This window comes from Streptomyces sp. NPDC037401 (genome assembly GCF_055602345.1).
Window position 1 is genome coordinate 1 of the sequence record NZ_JBVJWO010000049.1, and the last position, 15384, is coordinate 15384.

Here is a 15384-nt window from a genome sequence, read left to right on the forward strand (position 1 = left end):
CAGGGGGACAAGGGGCGAGCACGGCCCCGTTGGGTTGTCGCGAACAGAAGGACGGTCCGGCACAGCCGACGGGTCCGGCCGTGCGCGCGGAACCCTTTCCGCGTCTCGGCCATGCAGGACCCGGCGCCTGTAGAGTCGCGGGCAGAAGCACAGCAGGACGGGGACACAGCGGGGCGATCGAAAGGCTGACGTGGGAACTGTCGATCCGGCACACGGACACACGAGAGCAGCATCGGGGCAGGAGCCGGTCACGGCCGGTACCGGGCCCTACGGCACCGCGCCTGCCCCCCGGGCGGAACTGACCGCCACCGCCGCCTCCGGAGCCGTGGTGTGCGCCCTCACGGGCGACCTGGACCTCGACGGCCTGGAAAGCGTACGGCCGACCGTCGAAGCGGCCCTGCACACGGCGACCACGCTCCTGGTCCTCGACCTGGAGCAGCTCGGCTTCTGCGACTCCTCCGGACTGAACCTGCTGCTCGGCCTGCGCCTGCGGGCCCAGGAGGCGGGTGTCGCACTGAGGCTGGCAGCGCCCCCTGCACAACTGCAGCGGCTGCTGGAGCTGACCGGGGCCGTCGAGGTCCTCGCCGTCCGCGCGACCCTCGCCGACGCCCTCGCAGCGCCGTGAGGCACGCACCGTCCGGGCCGCCCCGGACGGGTTGCCCGGACGGGTTGCCCGGACGGGGCGTTCCTACGGCCACGACGGGTACAAGCGCACCAGGACACGACGAGCCCAGGACGGGGTGAGGCCGCAGTGCAGACCATCGGACAGGACACCGGTGAGCCCGCACCGGATGCCCGGGGGCCCGCCCTCCGCCAGCGCCGCCGGCTCGCCCTGCGCGGCACCCGCGGACAGGTGGCCCGGGGCCGGGAGTTCGCCCGCGAGGCGCTGACGGACTGGGGCTGGGACGGGCACGCCACCTTCGAGGACGCACTGCTCCTCGTGTCCGAACTCGTCACCAACGCCAACCTGCACGCCGACGGCTGCCACGAACTCCTGCTCAGCGCCGGTGACGTGTTCCGCGTCGAGGTGTACGACGGCGTCACCGAACTGCCGCAGCTGCTGCCCGCCCCGCGCCGCGGCACCCCGGGCGGCCACGGCCTGCACATCGTGCGCCGGCTGTCCGACCGCTGGGGCTCCGAGGCGCACGAGCACGGCAAGGTGGTCTGGGCCGAGATCGACGCCGAGCGGCTGCGCACCGGCGAGCCGCACGCCCTCTGAACTCCCGCCGCCGCGGGCGCATCAGGCCGCCGCCGCCGGGCACACGCGCCGTATGACACCTGTTCAGAGCACGGACGTGTCCGGGTACTTCGCGTTGCCGACCGGCAGTCCGGCCGGCCCGGCGTGGCTGCACCTGCTGGTCATGGCCGTCGCCGTCGCCGTACTCGTCCGCAGCCTGACCCGGCACCGCTGACCTGCGGGGCGGGCGCGGTCCGTTCCCCGGAGCGCCCTGCCCGGTCGCGTGCGTCCGGAAGTCCGATCAGACAAGGAGACACACTCATGGCCGGCATAGGCGGTTGCATCGCCCTGATCGTGGTGGGGGCCGTCCTCACCTTCGCGAGCGACTGGAAGATGGAGAGCGTCAACCTCGACGTCGTCGGCCTGATCATGATGGTCGCCGGCCTCCTGGGCCTCTCCGTGTACGCGAGCGTCCTGCGCAAGCGCCGCGTCTCGGCCCTCCCCGTGGTCGACGAGACCCGCCACCACACCTGAGCCACCCCCGGGCAGGCCGGCCGGGCCCCACCGGAACCGCCGGAACCGCCGGAACCGCCCCCGAGGTGGCCCCTCACCCCTCCACACCGGTGGACGTGTGGGAAGCGCCGACCGGCTTGGACTCGGGCGAGCCGCGCTGGCGCAGGTAGACGGAGAGGATGGCCATCGCCGCCACGGCCAGGAGTTCGGACTGCCAGTTCTGCAGCGTCCGGCTCCAGAAGTCCGCCGAGGCGACGTAACCGCCCCATCCGACGGGGTCCTGGAGCTCCCTCAACAGCTGCTCGTTGTACGCGGCCGTGCCCGAGACGGACTGCGCGAGCCACGACACGAGAAAGAGCGTTCCCATCACCAGGCCGAGCGAGCGCGAGTAGAGCCGCTGCCGCCAGTCCCGGGTACCGGCCCACCGCGGCGAGTCGTGCCGGGCGTGCCTGCCCACGCGCTGCTCGCGGTCCGACTCGGTACCGGTCTTGTGGACCTCTTTGGACTCCGGCGATCCGCGCTGCACGAGCCATACCGTGCCGAAGACGAAGAGGAAGAACTGCAGGAACTCCGACTGCCAGTTCTCGGTGACGTCCACGGCGAAGTCCGAGGAGGTCACGTATTCGCCGAAGTTGACCTGCTGGAGGCCCTCCACCGACAGCTGTTCGTTGAACTCCGCCTGCCCGGCCACGGCTTGTGCCGCCACGACGACGAGGAAGGCCGCACCGAAGGCCAGGGTGAGGCTGTTGTCGCGCCAGAACCCGCGGGGGCGGTGCCCTTCGTCCTCGCCGCTCACCGCTGCATCGCGCCGATCGCGATGAAGTAGCCGAGACCACCGACGACCACGACCAGGCAGGCCACGAAGAGGAACTTCACGGTCAACCTCCCTTCAGGGTGCAGTTGTACGGCTTGTCCTGCTGCGGGGTGCACCCGGCCGCCACGACCTTCCAGCCGCCGGTGAACTGCGACAGGAAGAGGGTCTGGCCGCCGGGCCGCACCATGGCCTGCCGTCCGTACACCCGGACGTCGGGCCGGCCCGGCGCGGTCACCGGCAGGTCCTGGCCGGCCAGCGCGGCGCGGCACTCCTGCTCCGCGTTCTGCTCCAGTTCCCGGCGGGACTCCGGGGCGAGCAGGGCGCACGCGGCCCGGTAGTCCCGCCCGGCGAGGGCCCGCTCGAAGCTCCCGGCGGCCTCGCGGGCTCCGTCCAGCCGGACGGCGGACGCGCCGCACCCGCACAGCAGGCCGGCCAGGCCCAGCGCGGCTGCGGCCCGCAGCACGATCGCATCCAACGGCACACACCCTCACCAGGCACGGGAAAGGAACCGAACCCACCCTGCCCCGCCCCCTGCCGTGCGGCCGGCGGCGACGCGGCCGGGCCCGGCGATACCGCCCGGCCGGACCATCCGCCGCGGGCGTCCGACGGGCAGGTCGGCGGCTCGCTCTCGTTCTAGGAGTCGGTTCCGGGGCGGTGCGGGTGCCCCTGGTCGGGGTCGTCGTCCGGGGTCTGCCAGGAGCCGCCGCGCGGGCGGGGACCGCCGGGGGCGGCGGACTGCTGCCGGCGGCGGGCGGTACGGCGGCTCCCCCACCAGAACGCCGCCGCGAGCAGGGCGGTGACGGCCACCCCGATCACGATCATCAGCAGCGAGGACGTGGCCTGGGCAGCGAGGTCGTGGGAAGTCATCATGGCGTCCGTCTGCCCGGGATCGGCCCGATCATGGGCGGGCGTCGTCCTGGATTCGGGCATGGAGGTGCTCGTCGTGCCAGCCGTCGGCGTGCAGGAGTGCGCTGCGCATCGTGCCTTCCAGGGCGAAGCCCGCCTTGACGGCGATCCGGCAGGAGGCGGGATTCGCCACGGAGTGGGTGATGCGCAGCCTGTGGAGTCCGAGGTCCTCGAAGGCCCACCGGCTGATCCTGACGGTGGCGTCGACCATGAGCCCCGCACCCCGGCCGGCGGGCAGCAGCCAGTACAGGATTTCCCCGCTGCCGCCGCGCAGGTCGAGGTCGGCCAGTCCGATCAGTCCGACGGCCGGGCCGCCGCGGGCGGGCGCTACGGCCCAGATCGCCGCCTCCTCGTCGTCCCAGCGGCGCCGCCAGCGGGCGATCTTCTGCCGTGCGCCGTCGACGGTCAGCTCTTCCGGACGGTTCCAGTGCCGGATGTCCGGGTCGAGGCACGACTGCGCCAGGGCCTCGGCATCGCTCTCCGCCCAGGGACGCAGGTGCGTGCCGCCGCCCGGGAGCGGGAGGACGGGCTGCCGGGCCCGGCTCATCGCGCCGGCGGGCACCACGGGAGGTATCGCGTTGTCGATCATCAATGCATCATGCCAACCCGGGTGGCGGCCTGCGAGCAGGACCCGGCCCGCCCGGCCCGCCCGGTCAGGTGCCGTCGGACGGGCCGGGTGCCGTCAGCCGGGCCAGGTGCCGGTGACGTGGCGCACGCCGGTCGCACCCGCGCGGTCGACGGCGGCCTTGACCGCCGCGAAGACCGCGCCCTGGATCGCAGCGGCGATCAGCACTTCGCGCCATGAGCGGTGCTCGTCCATCGCATTCGGTGCGTCGTCCTCGTGCCCGAGGACCTTCCACACCTTCTTGAAGGCCAGACCGGCGGCGAGACCCGAGGCGGCGCCCAGAGCGAGCCCGACGGGCCGGTAGGCCAGTTTCGCGGTGTTCACAGCGACTCCTTCCCCTCGACTCCACTGCTTCTGCCCACGGGGCCGGATGCTATGACACGCCGGAAACGGAAGGACCACGATGGGCACAGTGGTGGGGGCACGGTGGTGGGAGCACGGAGGCTCTTGCGCGATCCGCGGGCGGAATCCCGCAAGAGCCTCCGAAGGAGCGGTCCGCTAGATCTTGACGACGTTCTCCGCCTGGGGGCCCTTGGGGCCCTGCGTGACGTCGTACTCCACGGCGTCCTCCTCGAAGAGCTCTTTGAAGCCCGTGCCCGCGATCGCGGAGAAGTGGACGAACACGTCCGGGCCGCCGTCATCCTGTGCGATGAAGCCGAAGCCCTTCTCCGCGTTGAACCACTTCACCTTGCCTGTTGCCATCTTGCTCACCTTCGGGGTCGGAACAGCACGTACGCCGCAGAGTATGGCTCCCCGACCCCCCTCGCCCGCGCAACCGCTGCGCCGCGCCCCCGCGCGCTCCCCCACCGGGGTGGATCGCGCGGGTCCAGTGGGCGCAGTACGGCCTGTCCGCGCGCGGCGCGCGGCGGTCAGCCGATCCAGGCGCCGGTCATGCCCTGCACCGCCGATCCGTCCAGGTCGGCGAGCTTGGTGCCGGTGAAGGCACGGGCCCACTCCGACGTCTGGATGCGGAACGCCGGGCGCTCGGCGGTGAGCGCCTCCATGATGGAGGCGGCGGCCTCGGCCGGCGTCTGGGCCCCGTCGAGGAACTGGGACACGGTGCGGTCGATGTAGGCCTTGAGCGGCGCGGCGTAGCCACCCGCGGCGGCGATCTCACCCTCCAGGTCGAGGCCTATGTTGTTGACGAACTCGGTGGCGACGGCACCCGGTTCGACGACGCTGACGGCCACGCCGAGCCTGGCCGCGACCGGCGCGAGGCTCTCCATGTACCCCTCGACGGCGAACTTCGCCGCGCAGTAGGCCTCGTTGAAGGGCTGGCCGATGACGCCGCCGACGCTGGTGACGGTGATCAGACGGCCACCGGTGGCGCGCAGGTGCGGCAGGGCGGCCTTGGAGACGTGGAGCACTCCGAAGAAGTTGACCTCCATCACCTGGCGCACCTCGGCGACGGTCTCGTTCTCCAGCGTGCCCAGGTGTCCGGCGCCCGCGTTGTTGACGACCGCGTCGAGGCGGCCGTGGTCGGCGATCACTCCGTCGATCGCGGCCGCGACGGAGGCCTCGTCGGTGACGTCGAGCTGCCGGATGTCGAGCTCGACACCCGCGTCGACGGCGGCCTTGCGCAGCGCGTCGGCACGGCTGGGGTCACGCAGGGTGGCCACGGTGCGCCAGCCGGCCCGGGCGGCGGCGACGGCGGCCGCGAGGCCGATGCCGGAGGAGGTGCCGGTGATCAGAACAACCTTGGAAGACATGGTTCGGCCTTTCGGCAGGAAGGGGGGTCGGAAACGGCACCGATTAAGTGCGTGTACACACACTCTAGCAATTATGTGTGTGCGCACACAAGCCGGTAGGCTCGGATCATGACGAAGAGGAAGCTCACCCAGGCGGAGATGCCCGTCGCCGACCACGCCTTCTACGGCCTGGTCTGGGCAGGCACCGTCCTCACCGAACGCGTCGACCGGGCACTGACCAAGGCCCACGACCTGCCCGTTTCATGGTTCGAGGTCATGCTGTGGCTCGCCGCCAGCCCCGACCCGGTCCCGGCCTCCGTCCTCGGGAACAGCACCATGCTCAGCCGCAGCCAGGTCTCGCGCGTCGTGGACGCGCTCCAGGGCCGCGGTCTGGTGACCCGTACCCCCTCCGCGCGCGACGCCCGCTCCGTCGAGGTGTCGCTCACCGCCGAGGGCCACCGGCTCTTCGCCGAGGCGGACGCCACCCGCCGGGAGTGCCTGGCTCCGGTCTTCACCGACCTGCTCGACGGGCAGGACCTGGAGGCGCTCAGCGCCGTGTGGCACAAGCTCAAGGCCGACAAGGACCACCCCCGGTGAGGAGCGCGGGCCCCGGTCCGGCCGGCGCCGTCACGCGGACGGAGGTACGGCGCTTGCGGCGGCCGCGCCTGCGCGGTGGGCCGAGGGGCTGACGCCCCGGGTGCGCTTGAACGCCGCACTGAAGGCGAAACCGTCCGTGTACCCGACCTCGCGGGCCACGGCGGCGATGGTGGCCCCCGGCTCGCGCAGCCGGTCGGCGGCCAGGGCCATCCGCCAGTGGGTGAGGTAGGCCAGGGGCGGCCGGCCCACCTGCGCCGTGAAGCGGCGGGCGAACGCGGTACGGGAGAGCCCCGCCTCCGCGGCGAGCGGGGCGAGCAGGTCCTCGGCCGGGCCCCGCGCACGTTCGAGGACTACGTCAAGTCCGTGGCCGCACAAGGGATCTGGACGCCCTGAGCGCGGGCCCACGGGGGCGGGCGGACACGTGCGGCAGCCGATCGCCTAGGGTCGGCCGTGCAGGTGACGATCCATCACGGCGAGGAAGGCACGGCGCATGACGACCGAACAGAGGGACCGCGGGGACGGCTGGCACGGGGACCTGCTGGACCTCGACGCCTACCTCGGACGCCTCGGCCACACCGGGGAACGGGCACCGACCCTGGCCTGCCTGCGCGCGCTGCACCGCGCGCACACGACCTCGATCCCGTTCGAGAACGTCAGCGCCGTCCTCGGCATCCCGCTGCCCCTCGACGTCGAGTCCGTGCAGGACAAGCTCGTCCGGCGAGCGCGGGGCGGCTACTGCTACGAGCACGTGACCCTCTTCGCCGCGGCCCTCGAAAGGCTGGGCTTCCGCTTCACGGCGCTGAGCGGTCGCATCTCGCTCGGCGCGGACAAGATCCTGCCCGCGACGCACGCCCTGCTGGCCGTCACCGCCTCCGACGACGACCGGACGTGGCTGTGCGACGTCGGTTTCGGGGCCGGTCCGCTGGAGCCCGTCGAACTCGCCGACGGCGCCGCGGCGGAGGTGGACGGGTGGCGGTTCCGGATGGAACGGCGGGCGGACCCGGGCGGGTTCGACCAGTGGTCGCTGCACCAGTACGGGCCGGAGGGGTGGGTCGACCGCCACACGTTCACCCTGAACCCGCAGTACCGGATCGACTACGTGGTGGGCAGCCACTTCGTGGGCTCGCACCCGCGCTCGCCGTTCGTGACCCGGCTCTTCGCCCAGCGGTTCACCGGCGCCCTGCACCACCAGATCGACGGACTGACCTGGAGCACCACGCTCCCGGACGGCACCCGCACGGAGCAGAAGATCGAAGCGGACGACCTTCAACGCGTGCTGCGGGAGGAGTTCGGCATCGCGTTGGACGACGAGGTGGTCGCCCGCCTGACCTCCGGGTCCGACTCCCGCTGACCGCCGCAACGGCCGCGGCGTCGCAGGGAGAGCGCACGCTGCGACGCACCGGAGCCCGGCCGGGGCGCAGCTGCTCCCCGGCCGGGCTCCGTCTGCGGTGCGGAGCTACTCGCCGCGCCGGTCCTCCTCGCGCAGCAGGTCTTCCTCGCGGCGCCGCGTCATCTCCTCGGGGCTCTTCCCGCGGACGGGCGGGCCGGGCTTGGGGTGCACCGGATCCTGGCCGGGGGTCGGCCGGCTCTGCTCTTCTCGGCCCTTGCCGGGCTCCTGGCGCTTGTCCTTCATACCGCCCATGGCGGGGACTCCTCCGGGGTGCGGGGGTGGGGGGTTCCTCGCGACCACGCTGACACGGCAAGGGGCAACCTGCACCATTTCCCAGTGGCCGAAAACCGACGTTTGGAGGGCGCGTTCCGGAACAGGCGCGGCGTCACACCCACCACGAACCGAGGAGCAGACATGCCGAACATGTCGCGGCCGCGGCTGCCGGAGCACCAGGAGAGCCACTGGCGATGGCAGGCCGATGCAGCGTGCAGGGACCTCGGGTCGCAGCGCTTCTTCCACCCGGAAGGAGAGCGCGGCGAGGACCGCGCCGCCCGTGACGAGGCGGCCAAGCGGGTCTGCGCGCAGTGCCCGGTGCGTACGCAGTGCCTGCGCCACGCGTTGCGCGCGAAGGAGCCCTACGGCGTGTGGGGCGGCCTCACGGAGGAGGAGCGCGAGGCCCTCACCCCGTCCCTGCGGGCCACGGCCTGAACCGCCACCGGGACTCCGGCGGCGCTCCGCCCCGCTCACCCCCCTCCGGCCCTTCGCCCCCTTCGGCCCTTCGGCTCATCGGCCCTTCGGCTCATCGGCAGGGCCGCTTGGCCCAGCCCGGCCGTCCCCGGGATGCCGTGGGTCCGCGCATCGCGCACCGTGGACCCGTGCCCGATCACGCGCAAATCGTCGTCCACCCGCCCAGCCCGTCCGGCGGGCGGCGGGTCGTGGCGCACATCCACGGTGAGGACTCGGTGCTGGGCGTCGCGTTCCAGCCGAGCGACCTGGTGGAGTTCCTCCGGCGGGTCGGGGTCGAGGACCCCGAGGCCGCCATCGGCGGCGACGTCCCGCTGATCGACTGGCGCGGCGGCGGCGCCGCCACCTGGGCCGAGTCCCCGCCGTAGGGTCCCGCAGGCCGGAGTCCCGGGATCAGCCGGCGAGCGGGTACATCGACCCACGACGCCCCTCCGGCGAGGTCAGCCACTCCAGCTTCTGCGCGGTCTGCGTATCGGGCAGCGGGGTGTGGAGCACGATCGACAGGTCGGGGCGGGCCGGCACGCGCAGCTGCGTGGATTCGAAGAACAGCCCTCCGACGACCGGGTGGTCCATCTGCTTCTCGAGCTGCCCGCCCGGCTGGACGTCCCGCCGCTCCCACAGCTCGGCGAACTCCGCGCTCAGCCCGCGCGCCTCCTCGACCACGGCCCGGAACCCCTCGTCGTCGGGGTGGTCCGAGCAGGCCGCCCGGTACTGCGCCACCACTTGGCGGGCGACCGTCTCCCAGTGCGGGGAGCGGGCCCGGTAGAGGGGGTCGGTGAAGAAGGCGATCAGGCAGTTCTGCACGATCTCCGGGCGCATCCCGAACACGAGCGCGGCTGCGTCGTTGTACATCACGGTGTTCCAGTACGCGTCCATGATGTGCGCGGGGAACGGCATCCACGCCTCGATGAGCCGCTTCAGGCCGTCGCACATGCCCCGGTCGGCCGCGGCGACTTCGAGGGCGGGCGGATTGAGCCCGGCCAGGACGTACAGGTGCCGGCGCTCGGCGCTGGAGAGCTTCAGCACCCGGCCCACCGCGTCCAGGACCTGCGAAGACACCGTGATGTCGCGGCCCTGCTCCAGCCACTGGTACCACGAGACGCCGACTCCGGCGAGCACGGCGACCTCCTCGCGGCGCAGCCCGGGCGTGCGGCGGCGGGCGCCGCCGTCCGGCAGTCCGGCCTCCGCCGGCGAGACCCTGGCCCGCCTGCTCATCAGGAACTCGCGCAGTTCCGTCCGGCGGTGCCTGTCGATCGGCGTGGCCACAAAATCCCCCTGTCGGCTGCCTGGTGGTGCCAGCAACAGGATAAGTTCCCACTCTTCACGGGCATTCCCGGGCCGTGAAGGTGGTGGGCATGTCACTCGATACCCACACCACGACCACCGCGCCGCACCCGGCGGCTCCCGGGGACGGCCGGCTGTCCGGCCGGGCCGGGCTCGTCCTCTTCGTGCTCTGCGCCGCCCAGTTCATGGTGGCGCTGGACTTCTCCGTACTGAACGTGGCCCTGCCGGCACTCGGCAGGGACCTGGGGCTGAGCCAGTCGGCACTCCAGTGGGCGGTGACCGCGTTCGCGCTGCCGTCCGGCGGCTTCCTGCTCCTCTTCGGCCGGATCGCCGACCTGTACGGCCGCAAGAAGCTCTTCCTCACCGGCCTCGCGGTCTTCGGGGCGGCCTCCGTGCTCGCCACCCTCGCCTGGGACCCGGTGTCCTTCCTGACCGGTCGGGCCCTGCAGGGCCTGGGGGCGGCGGTCATCGTGCCGACCGGCATGTCCCTGCTGACCACGACCTTCCCCGAGGGCCCGCTGCGCGACAGGGCGCTCGGCATCTCCGGCACGCTGCTGTCCCTCGGCTTCACCATCGGCATGGTGCTCGGCGGTGTCATGACCGACACCCTGGGCTGGCGCTCCACGATGGGGCTGCTCGCGGTCGCTGCGGTCGTCGTCCTGCTCCTCGCACCGGGGCTGCTGCCCGAGTCGCGTACCCCGCAGCGGCCGCGCCTGGACGTGCCGGGTGCCGTCACCGTCACCGGCGGTCTGCTGGCGCTGATCTACGCGCTGTCGACGGCGGCCCAGCGCGGCTTCGGCGACATCGACGTCCGGGGCACGCTGGTGGCGGGCCTCGTCCTGCTCGTCGCGTTCGTGAGGGTGGAGTCGAAGGCCGTGTCCCCGCTGGTGTCGCTGCCGATGCTGAAGCGGCGCACGGTCGGCTGGGGCAATGCAGCCGGTCTGGTGACGTTCTCGATGATGTCGACGGTCGTGTTCGTGCTGACGCTCTACCTCCAGGAGACGCTGGGGCTGTCGTCGTTCCGGACGGGCCTGGTGTTCGGCGTGCAGGGCATCGCGTCCGTCGTGGCCGGTGCGTACGCCCCGAAGGTGATCGGCCGCTTCGGCGCCCGCCGTACCCTGGTCGGCTCGCTGCTGGGTCAGGGCGTGTTCGTCGCGGCGCTGCTCGGCGTGGGCACGGAGTCGGGCGCACTGCTGGCGACGGTCGCCGTGTCGCTGGCCAGCATGTGCCACCTCGGCGCGATCATCTCGTACGGGCTGGTCGTGACGAGCGGGGTGCCGGACTCGGAACAGGGACTGGCCACCGGCCTGGTCACCACCACCCAGCAGGTGGGCCTGACCGTCGGGATCCCGCTGCTCGGCGTCCTGGCCACCACGCAGGACTCGCTCTTCGACGGCGTACGGACGGTCCTGGCGGTCGACGTGGTGATCGTGATCGCGGCCGCCCTGCTGGTGGGCGTCTTCCTGGGGCGCAAGCGGGTGTAGGTGCCGGGGCGCGGGGGGTCGGTGGCGCGCGTCGTCGGCGGATTCGGCCGGTCGGCGTCGTCTACTGGGCGAGGCAGGACACTGCCGCGAGTCTCGACCGAGGGCAGGGCAGCAGTATGAGGAAGATCGTCGCAGAGCTCTTCGTTTCGCTCGACGGCGTCGTGGAGGCTCCCGACCAGTGGCACTTCCCGTACTTCAACGACGAGATGGGGACGGCCGTGGACGCCACCCTCGGCACGGTCGACACCCTGATCCTCGGCCGGAAGACGTACGACAGCTTCGCCGGGGCGTGGCCGGACCGCGAAGCGGCCGGCGGGGAGGACGCCCCGTTCGCCAAGTCTCTCGGCGATGCGCGGAAGGTGGTCGTGTCGAACCAGGAGCTGGAGTTCACCTGGCGGCACTCCGAGCTGCTCAGGGGCGATCTGGTCGAGGGGGTCAAGGCGCTGAAGAACGAGCCGGGCGCCACCGCCATCGGGATGAGCGGCTCGGTCTCCGTCGTACGGCAGTTGCTGGCCGCGGGCTTGGTGGACGACCTGCACCTGATGGTGCACCCGATCGCCGTCCGCAAGGGCATGCGGCTGTTCGAGGAGGGCGAGGCCCCGCTCCCGCTGAAGCTGCTCTCCGCCGAGACGTTCCGGACCGGTGTGCTGAACCTCCACTACGCACCGGCCGATTCCGTCGGCCAGGGGTCGTACGACGAGGCGAAGACCCACCTGCCGCAACACGAGCGGTAGCGGGCGGCGGTCCCGGGCCGCGCTGCCGCCCGTGCCCGAATGCCCGGGGAGATCTGCCCTTGCAGCGCTCGCCGGGGGTCTGCCGGGCCTGCGGACCAGTCGTGGGACACCGGCCGCGCAGGGGCCGGTCACCGTTTCGGCCCGGGCGGCAGTCGAGGTGCGACGGCCCGGGCGGGACCGCGTGCCAGGGGGAGAACACGCGGCCTCGTCCGGCCTCGGGCCCCTTGCCGGGGTGGGGCCCGTGAACCGCGTATGTCCCCCGTACCGGGCGGCAAACTCCCCTTCCCGGAGCGGCGGAGCGGCGGAGCGGCACGTGAGGGAGGAGCCGGGCCGGCAGCCGGACCGTTGTCGGTGGTGCGTGTCAGGGTGTCCCCATGCTTTCGATCACCGTGAACACCGAAAGCGGGGACCGGCACGTCCGCGCCACCGCAGCGGAACTGGCCGGGCTGGTGCGCCGCATCGGCGCCGGCGAGGACCGCTTCCTCGTCGTCACCCGCATACCGGAACTCCCCGATGTCTTCGTCCAGGTGTGGCACGAGAAGGGCGGCGGCTACGAGCTGGAGCACCGCGACGGCTCCCACGACCGGCACTTCTGCGTGACCCTCGACGGGCCCGGTCCGGTGATCGAGGCCATGACCGGCTGGGCACGCAGGCTGGACGGCTGGGACGCCGGACTGCAGTGGACCGCGATGGACTTCCCGGCGCCCGCGCCCGTCCCGCCGCTCGACCTCGACGACGAACAGCGCCGGCTGTTGGAGGACCGGCTCCGGGAACTGCTCGTCGGCGGCTACGCGGACCGGGCCGAGCTCGCCGAAGTCGCCGAGGACTACCTCGTCTCGGGAGACCACCGGCCGGTCTCCGGCGCGCAGGCTGAGGAGCTGGCCGATCGCATGTGGCGGGAGCGCGTCGAGGAGCAGGCCTCCTGGGAGGGCACCACCGACCCGGAGCGGCTGTCCCTGGTCTTCGAAGCGCTCGGCGCGGCGGGGATCACGGCGCGGGAGAACTTCACCTGCTGCCGCAGCTGCGGCCAGGCCGAGATCGGGGCGGAAGCCGCCCCGGACGCCCGCGGTTTCGTGTACTTCCACACCCAGTGCACCGACAGCGCCGCGGCAGGCCACGGGCTGACCCTGCTGTACGGCGGGTTCGACGACTCCGCGGAGACGACGACCGCCATCGGCGAAGAGGTCGCCGCCGCCCTCCGCGCCGCCGGACTCCAGGTCGACTGGAACGGCCGACCGGACCAGGCCCTCACGGTCACCCCGCTCGACTGGCGCAAGCGGCTCGTCGGCTGAGGCCGCAGCCCTCAGGCAGGCCCGGCGGGCCTGCCAGGCGCGGCCCGACCGTCGGCAGAGGCGGCCATGAGTCCGCTCCGGTAGGCGAGCACGACCGCCTGGGCCCGGTCCCGGGCACCGGCCTTGGCCAGGATCCGCTTCATGTGCGTCTTCACCGTGGACTCGGCCAGCACCAGCAGGCCGGCGATCTCGGCATTGCACAGGCCATCGGCGGCCAGGCACAGCACCTCGCGCTCCCGCGCCGTGAGAGCCGCCAGGCGGGTGCTCTCGTCGTGCGGCCCGGCGCGTGCGGACCAGGACAGCCGCGCCCATGACCGCGAGGGCGGGCGGGGTACGGGCGGGTGCCCGCCCTCGGCACCCGGGGCACTCCCGGGGGTGTCGGCGGGGCGGCGCCCGACGAGCTGGGCCACCAGGTCGCGGGTCACCGCCGGGTCGAGGAGCGCCTCGCCTGCGGCCACCGTGCGGACGGCATCGATGAGCCGCTCGGGCGAGGCCCGTTTGAGGAGGTAGCCCGCGGCTCCCGCATGCAGGGAACCCCACACGTACTCGTCGTGGTGGAAGGTCGTCAGGACGAGGACGCGCGGCGCGGACGGACCGGCGGCCGTGATCCGGCGGGTCGCCTCGACACCGTCGATGCCGGGCATCCGTACGTCCATGAGGATGACGTCGGGGTGCAGCTCCCGGCACAGGGCGACGGCCTCCAGGCCGTCGGCCGCCTGGCCCACCACCTCCAGACCGTCCTCGGTGCCGAGGACGAGCGCCACTCCGGCGCGCAGCAGCGCGTCGTCGTCGGCGACGACCACCCGGACGGTCACGGCAGCGGGAGCACCGCGCGCAGCCGGAATCCGCCCCCGTCACCTCCTCCGTGCTCCACCCGGCCGCCGAGCACCGCGGCCCGCTCCGCTATGCCGAGCAGGCCCCGGCCGGGTGTGTAGGGACCGGCCACGCCGAGCCCGTCGTCACGGACCTCTATCTCCAGGACTTCGGCGCGGCCCGCGCCGTGTGCCCGGCGTCCGACCGAGACGTCCGCGGAGGCGGCCCGGCCGTGCTTCAGTGCGTTGGTCAGGGCCTCCTGCACGATCCGGTACGCCGAGGTGTCGACGGTACGGGGCAGCGGGTGTGCGGCCGGCTCGATGCGGACGGCTACGCGGACTCCGGCGCGGCCCATCCGGTCGGTGAGCCGGGGCAGATCGGCAAGGCCGGGGCCGGACGCGGCACCGGATCCCGCCCTTCCCCCCGGCTCCGTCCCGGGGCCCGGTTCACCGACCCGGGACGGGTCCGCCAGAGGGTCCGCAACGGAGTCTGCGACGGGACCCGGGCCCGGCGCGGGGTCCGGCACGCCGTGCGGCGCGCCCCGGCGCAGCAGGCCGAGGACGTGGTCCAGTTCGTCGAGGGATTCCCGCCCGGCGTTTTCGAGGGTCTCCAGCAGGGCGCGGCTCTGCTGCGGGTCGCGGTCGAGCAGGCGGCGGGCCGCTCCGGCCTGCACGAGCATCACATTGACGGTGTGTCCGACCAGGTCGTGGAGCTCGCGCGCGATCCGTGCGCGCTCCTCAGCGGCGACCCGGTGCAGCAGCAGCAGCCGCGCCGCGTCGCGTTCGTCGTGGCGGCGCGCGGTGCCGTACCCGACCGCCCAGGCAAGCAGCCACAGGAACAGGACCCCGAGCGGGATGACCGGGTAGGTGCGGTCGAGTCCGGCGAAGTAGGCGGCCATGCCGAGCAGCACCAGCGGCGGGCCGAGCAGGGCGCGTCGCCGGGTCGCGTGCAGGCCCAGCGCGTACACGCCGAGCAGGTTCGCGTACGGAGTCGCCGGGCTGGCCAGGACGAACAGGGCCTCCGCCGACAGGGCCGCGGTCCCTGTGACGTAGGCGGCCAGCGGTGCACGGCGGCGCAGCGCGAGGGCGCCGGCGAGGGCGACGGCCAGGGCGAGGGCTTCCGGCAGCCTGCTGCCGATCTCGGCGCGCGCGCCCAGGCGTTCCACCAGCATCACGGCGAGGAAACCGACGGCCGGCAGGCCGTCGGCGGCCAGAGGCCGCAGGCGGCGCACGAGCGCGGCAGCGGCGGGGCCGCGGTCGGCTGGTCTCGGTGGGCTCATGGCTGCTCCGTGGGGGCGCGCGCACCGCGAACACGGTGCCAGGA

22 protein-coding genes and 1 pseudogene are annotated in these 15384 nt (G+C 73.1%); 11 read left to right on the plus strand and 12 right to left on the minus strand.

The genetic code is table 11. The features are described from left to right. Positions 1-190 precede the first annotated feature (190 nt). From ACZ7H1_RS34125 to ACZ7H1_RS34140, 4 genes are all read left to right on the plus strand, one after another. On the plus strand, positions 191-625 hold the full coding sequence (locus ACZ7H1_RS34125; RefSeq protein WP_470792018.1) for an STAS domain-containing protein: 435 nt from the start codon (positions 191-193) through the stop codon (positions 623-625). Between the two features lie 126 nt (positions 626-751). Further along, positions 752-1219 (plus strand): ATP-binding protein, encoded by a 468-nt coding sequence (locus ACZ7H1_RS34130; RefSeq protein WP_470792020.1) that lies wholly within the window; start codon positions 752-754, stop codon positions 1217-1219. Positions 1220-1271: 52 nt separating this feature from the next. Continuing rightward, complete coding sequence (locus ACZ7H1_RS34135) at positions 1272-1412, plus strand: hypothetical protein (protein ID WP_470792021.1); 141 nt, start codon at positions 1272-1274, stop codon at positions 1410-1412. Positions 1413-1498: 86 nt separating this feature from the next. Then, positions 1499-1711, plus strand: coding sequence for a hypothetical protein (locus ACZ7H1_RS34140; protein WP_470792023.1), 213 nt, complete (start codon positions 1499-1501; stop codon positions 1709-1711). Positions 1712-1784: 73 nt separating this feature from the next. Here the strand turns inward: ACZ7H1_RS34140 and ACZ7H1_RS34145 are convergent, their stop codons facing one another. From ACZ7H1_RS34145 to ACZ7H1_RS34175, 7 genes are all read right to left on the minus strand, one after another. After that, complete coding sequence (locus ACZ7H1_RS34145; protein WP_470792025.1) at positions 1785-2486, minus strand: DUF6766 family protein; 702 nt, start codon at positions 2484-2486, stop codon at positions 1785-1787. Between the two features lie 82 nt (positions 2487-2568). Beyond that, entirely contained in the window at positions 2569-2979 is a 411-nt protein-coding gene (locus tag ACZ7H1_RS34150; protein ID WP_470792027.1) for a hypothetical protein, read from the minus strand. Positions 2980-3137: 158 nt separating this feature from the next. After that, positions 3138-3374: a DUF6479 family protein gene (locus ACZ7H1_RS34155; protein WP_470792029.1), complete on the minus strand. Its 237-nt coding sequence runs from the start codon at positions 3372-3374 to the stop codon at positions 3138-3140. Positions 3375-3402: 28 nt separating this feature from the next. After that, positions 3403-3999: a GNAT family N-acetyltransferase gene (locus tag ACZ7H1_RS34160; RefSeq protein WP_470792031.1), complete on the minus strand. Its 597-nt coding sequence runs from the start codon at positions 3997-3999 to the stop codon at positions 3403-3405. Between the two features lie 93 nt (positions 4000-4092). After that, positions 4093-4359 (minus strand): DUF4235 domain-containing protein, encoded by a 267-nt coding sequence (locus ACZ7H1_RS34165; protein WP_470792032.1) that lies wholly within the window; start codon positions 4357-4359, stop codon positions 4093-4095. Positions 4360-4533: 174 nt separating this feature from the next. Further along, positions 4534-4737, minus strand: coding sequence for a cold-shock protein (locus ACZ7H1_RS34170; protein WP_470792034.1), 204 nt, complete (start codon positions 4735-4737; stop codon positions 4534-4536). Positions 4738-4904: 167 nt separating this feature from the next. Beyond that, complete coding sequence (locus ACZ7H1_RS34175) at positions 4905-5744, minus strand: SDR family oxidoreductase (protein WP_470792036.1); 840 nt, start codon at positions 5742-5744, stop codon at positions 4905-4907. A gap of 108 nt (positions 5745-5852) precedes the next feature. Between ACZ7H1_RS34175 and ACZ7H1_RS34180 the strand changes: the two genes are divergently transcribed. Further along, positions 5853-6320, plus strand: coding sequence for a MarR family winged helix-turn-helix transcriptional regulator (locus tag ACZ7H1_RS34180; RefSeq protein ID WP_470792037.1), 468 nt, complete (start codon positions 5853-5855; stop codon positions 6318-6320). Between the two features lie 30 nt (positions 6321-6350). Here ACZ7H1_RS34180 and ACZ7H1_RS34185 read toward each other — a convergent pair. Beyond that, positions 6351-6632: pseudogene (locus ACZ7H1_RS34185) on the minus strand (helix-turn-helix transcriptional regulator); the annotation flags it as partial. A gap of 178 nt (positions 6633-6810) precedes the next feature. Between ACZ7H1_RS34185 and ACZ7H1_RS34190 the strand changes: the two are divergent. Next, complete coding sequence (locus ACZ7H1_RS34190; RefSeq protein WP_470792039.1) at positions 6811-7671, plus strand: arylamine N-acetyltransferase family protein; 861 nt, start codon at positions 6811-6813, stop codon at positions 7669-7671. Between the two features lie 105 nt (positions 7672-7776). On the opposite strand, the gene ACZ7H1_RS34195 is transcribed toward ACZ7H1_RS34190, so the two are convergent. Next, positions 7777-7962, minus strand: coding sequence for a hypothetical protein (locus tag ACZ7H1_RS34195; protein ID WP_470792040.1), 186 nt, complete (start codon positions 7960-7962; stop codon positions 7777-7779). 162 nt (positions 7963-8124) lie between these two features. On the opposite strand from ACZ7H1_RS34195, the gene ACZ7H1_RS34200 reads away from it, so the two are divergent. Then, positions 8125-8418 carry a WhiB family transcriptional regulator gene (locus ACZ7H1_RS34200; protein WP_470792042.1) on the plus strand — a complete coding sequence of 98 codons (294 nt, stop codon included), beginning with the start codon at positions 8125-8127 and terminating at the stop codon, positions 8416-8418. Positions 8419-8585: 167 nt separating this feature from the next. Continuing rightward, entirely contained in the window at positions 8586-8822 is a 237-nt protein-coding gene (locus ACZ7H1_RS34205) for a hypothetical protein (RefSeq protein WP_470792044.1), read from the plus strand. Positions 8823-8847: 25 nt separating this feature from the next. On the opposite strand, the gene ACZ7H1_RS34210 is transcribed toward ACZ7H1_RS34205, so the two are convergent. Further along, on the minus strand, positions 8848-9669 hold the full coding sequence (locus tag ACZ7H1_RS34210) for a helix-turn-helix transcriptional regulator (protein ID WP_470792096.1): 822 nt from the start codon (positions 9667-9669) through the stop codon (positions 8848-8850). Between the two features lie 140 nt (positions 9670-9809). On the opposite strand from ACZ7H1_RS34210, the gene ACZ7H1_RS34215 reads away from it, so the two are divergent. From ACZ7H1_RS34215 to ACZ7H1_RS34225, 3 genes are all read left to right on the plus strand, one after another. Beyond that, positions 9810-11222: an MFS transporter gene (locus ACZ7H1_RS34215; protein WP_470792046.1), complete on the plus strand. Its 1413-nt coding sequence runs from the start codon at positions 9810-9812 to the stop codon at positions 11220-11222. A 116-nt stretch (positions 11223-11338) separates the two neighbouring features. Continuing rightward, positions 11339-11956 carry a dihydrofolate reductase family protein gene (locus tag ACZ7H1_RS34220; protein ID WP_470792047.1) on the plus strand — a complete coding sequence of 206 codons (618 nt, stop codon included), beginning with the start codon at positions 11339-11341 and terminating at the stop codon, positions 11954-11956. A gap of 374 nt (positions 11957-12330) precedes the next feature. Then, entirely contained in the window at positions 12331-13248 is a 918-nt protein-coding gene (locus ACZ7H1_RS34225) for a DUF6891 domain-containing protein (protein WP_470792048.1), read from the plus strand. A gap of 11 nt (positions 13249-13259) precedes the next feature. Here ACZ7H1_RS34225 and ACZ7H1_RS34230 read toward each other — a convergent pair whose 3' ends face one another. Continuing rightward, on the minus strand, positions 13260-14063 hold the full coding sequence (locus tag ACZ7H1_RS34230) for a response regulator (protein WP_470792050.1): 804 nt from the start codon (positions 14061-14063) through the stop codon (positions 13260-13262). Beyond that, positions 14060-15340 carry a sensor histidine kinase gene (locus ACZ7H1_RS34235; protein ID WP_470792051.1) on the minus strand — a complete coding sequence of 427 codons (1281 nt, stop codon included), beginning with the start codon at positions 15338-15340 and terminating at the stop codon, positions 14060-14062. Before ACZ7H1_RS34235 ends, ACZ7H1_RS34230 begins: the two co-directional genes overlap by 4 nt. Positions 15341-15384: the final 44 nt, after the last annotated feature.

What these genes read in the sequence shown, in the direction of transcription:
- ACZ7H1_RS34195 (WP_470792040.1), bottom strand. Translation starts at nt 7,962, where the DNA reads ATGGGCGGTATGAAGGACAAGCGCCAGGAGCCCGGCAAGGGCCGAGAA.
- ACZ7H1_RS34170 (WP_470792034.1), bottom strand. Translation starts at nt 4,737, where the DNA reads ATGGCAACAGGCAAGGTGAAGTGGTTCAACGCGGAGAAGGGCTTCGGC.
- ACZ7H1_RS34235 (WP_470792051.1), bottom strand. Translation starts at nt 15,340, where the DNA reads ATGAGCCCACCGAGACCAGCCGACCGCGGCCCCGCCGCTGCCGCGCTC.
- ACZ7H1_RS34210 (WP_470792096.1), bottom strand. Translation starts at nt 9,669, where the DNA reads ATGAGCAGGCGGGCCAGGGTCTCGCCGGCGGAGGCCGGACTGCCGGAC.
- ACZ7H1_RS34220 (WP_470792047.1), top strand. Translation starts at nt 11,339, where the DNA reads ATGAGGAAGATCGTCGCAGAGCTCTTCGTTTCGCTCGACGGCGTCGTG.
- ACZ7H1_RS34215 (WP_470792046.1), top strand. Translation starts at nt 9,810, where the DNA reads ATGTCACTCGATACCCACACCACGACCACCGCGCCGCACCCGGCGGCT.
- ACZ7H1_RS34225 (WP_470792048.1), top strand. Translation starts at nt 12,331, where the DNA reads ATGCTTTCGATCACCGTGAACACCGAAAGCGGGGACCGGCACGTCCGC.
- ACZ7H1_RS34155 (WP_470792029.1), bottom strand. Translation starts at nt 3,374, where the DNA reads ATGATGACTTCCCACGACCTCGCTGCCCAGGCCACGTCCTCGCTGCTG.
- ACZ7H1_RS34160 (WP_470792031.1), bottom strand. Translation starts at nt 3,999, where the DNA reads ATGATCGACAACGCGATACCTCCCGTGGTGCCCGCCGGCGCGATGAGC.
- ACZ7H1_RS34200 (WP_470792042.1), top strand. Translation starts at nt 8,125, where the DNA reads ATGCCGAACATGTCGCGGCCGCGGCTGCCGGAGCACCAGGAGAGCCAC.
- ACZ7H1_RS34175 (WP_470792036.1), bottom strand. Translation starts at nt 5,744, where the DNA reads ATGTCTTCCAAGGTTGTTCTGATCACCGGCACCTCCTCCGGCATCGGC.
- ACZ7H1_RS34135 (WP_470792021.1), top strand. Translation starts at nt 1,272, where the DNA reads ATGACACCTGTTCAGAGCACGGACGTGTCCGGGTACTTCGCGTTGCCG.
- ACZ7H1_RS34180 (WP_470792037.1), top strand. Translation starts at nt 5,853, where the DNA reads ATGACGAAGAGGAAGCTCACCCAGGCGGAGATGCCCGTCGCCGACCAC.
- ACZ7H1_RS34140 (WP_470792023.1), top strand. Translation starts at nt 1,499, where the DNA reads ATGGCCGGCATAGGCGGTTGCATCGCCCTGATCGTGGTGGGGGCCGTC.
- ACZ7H1_RS34190 (WP_470792039.1), top strand. Translation starts at nt 6,811, where the DNA reads ATGACGACCGAACAGAGGGACCGCGGGGACGGCTGGCACGGGGACCTG.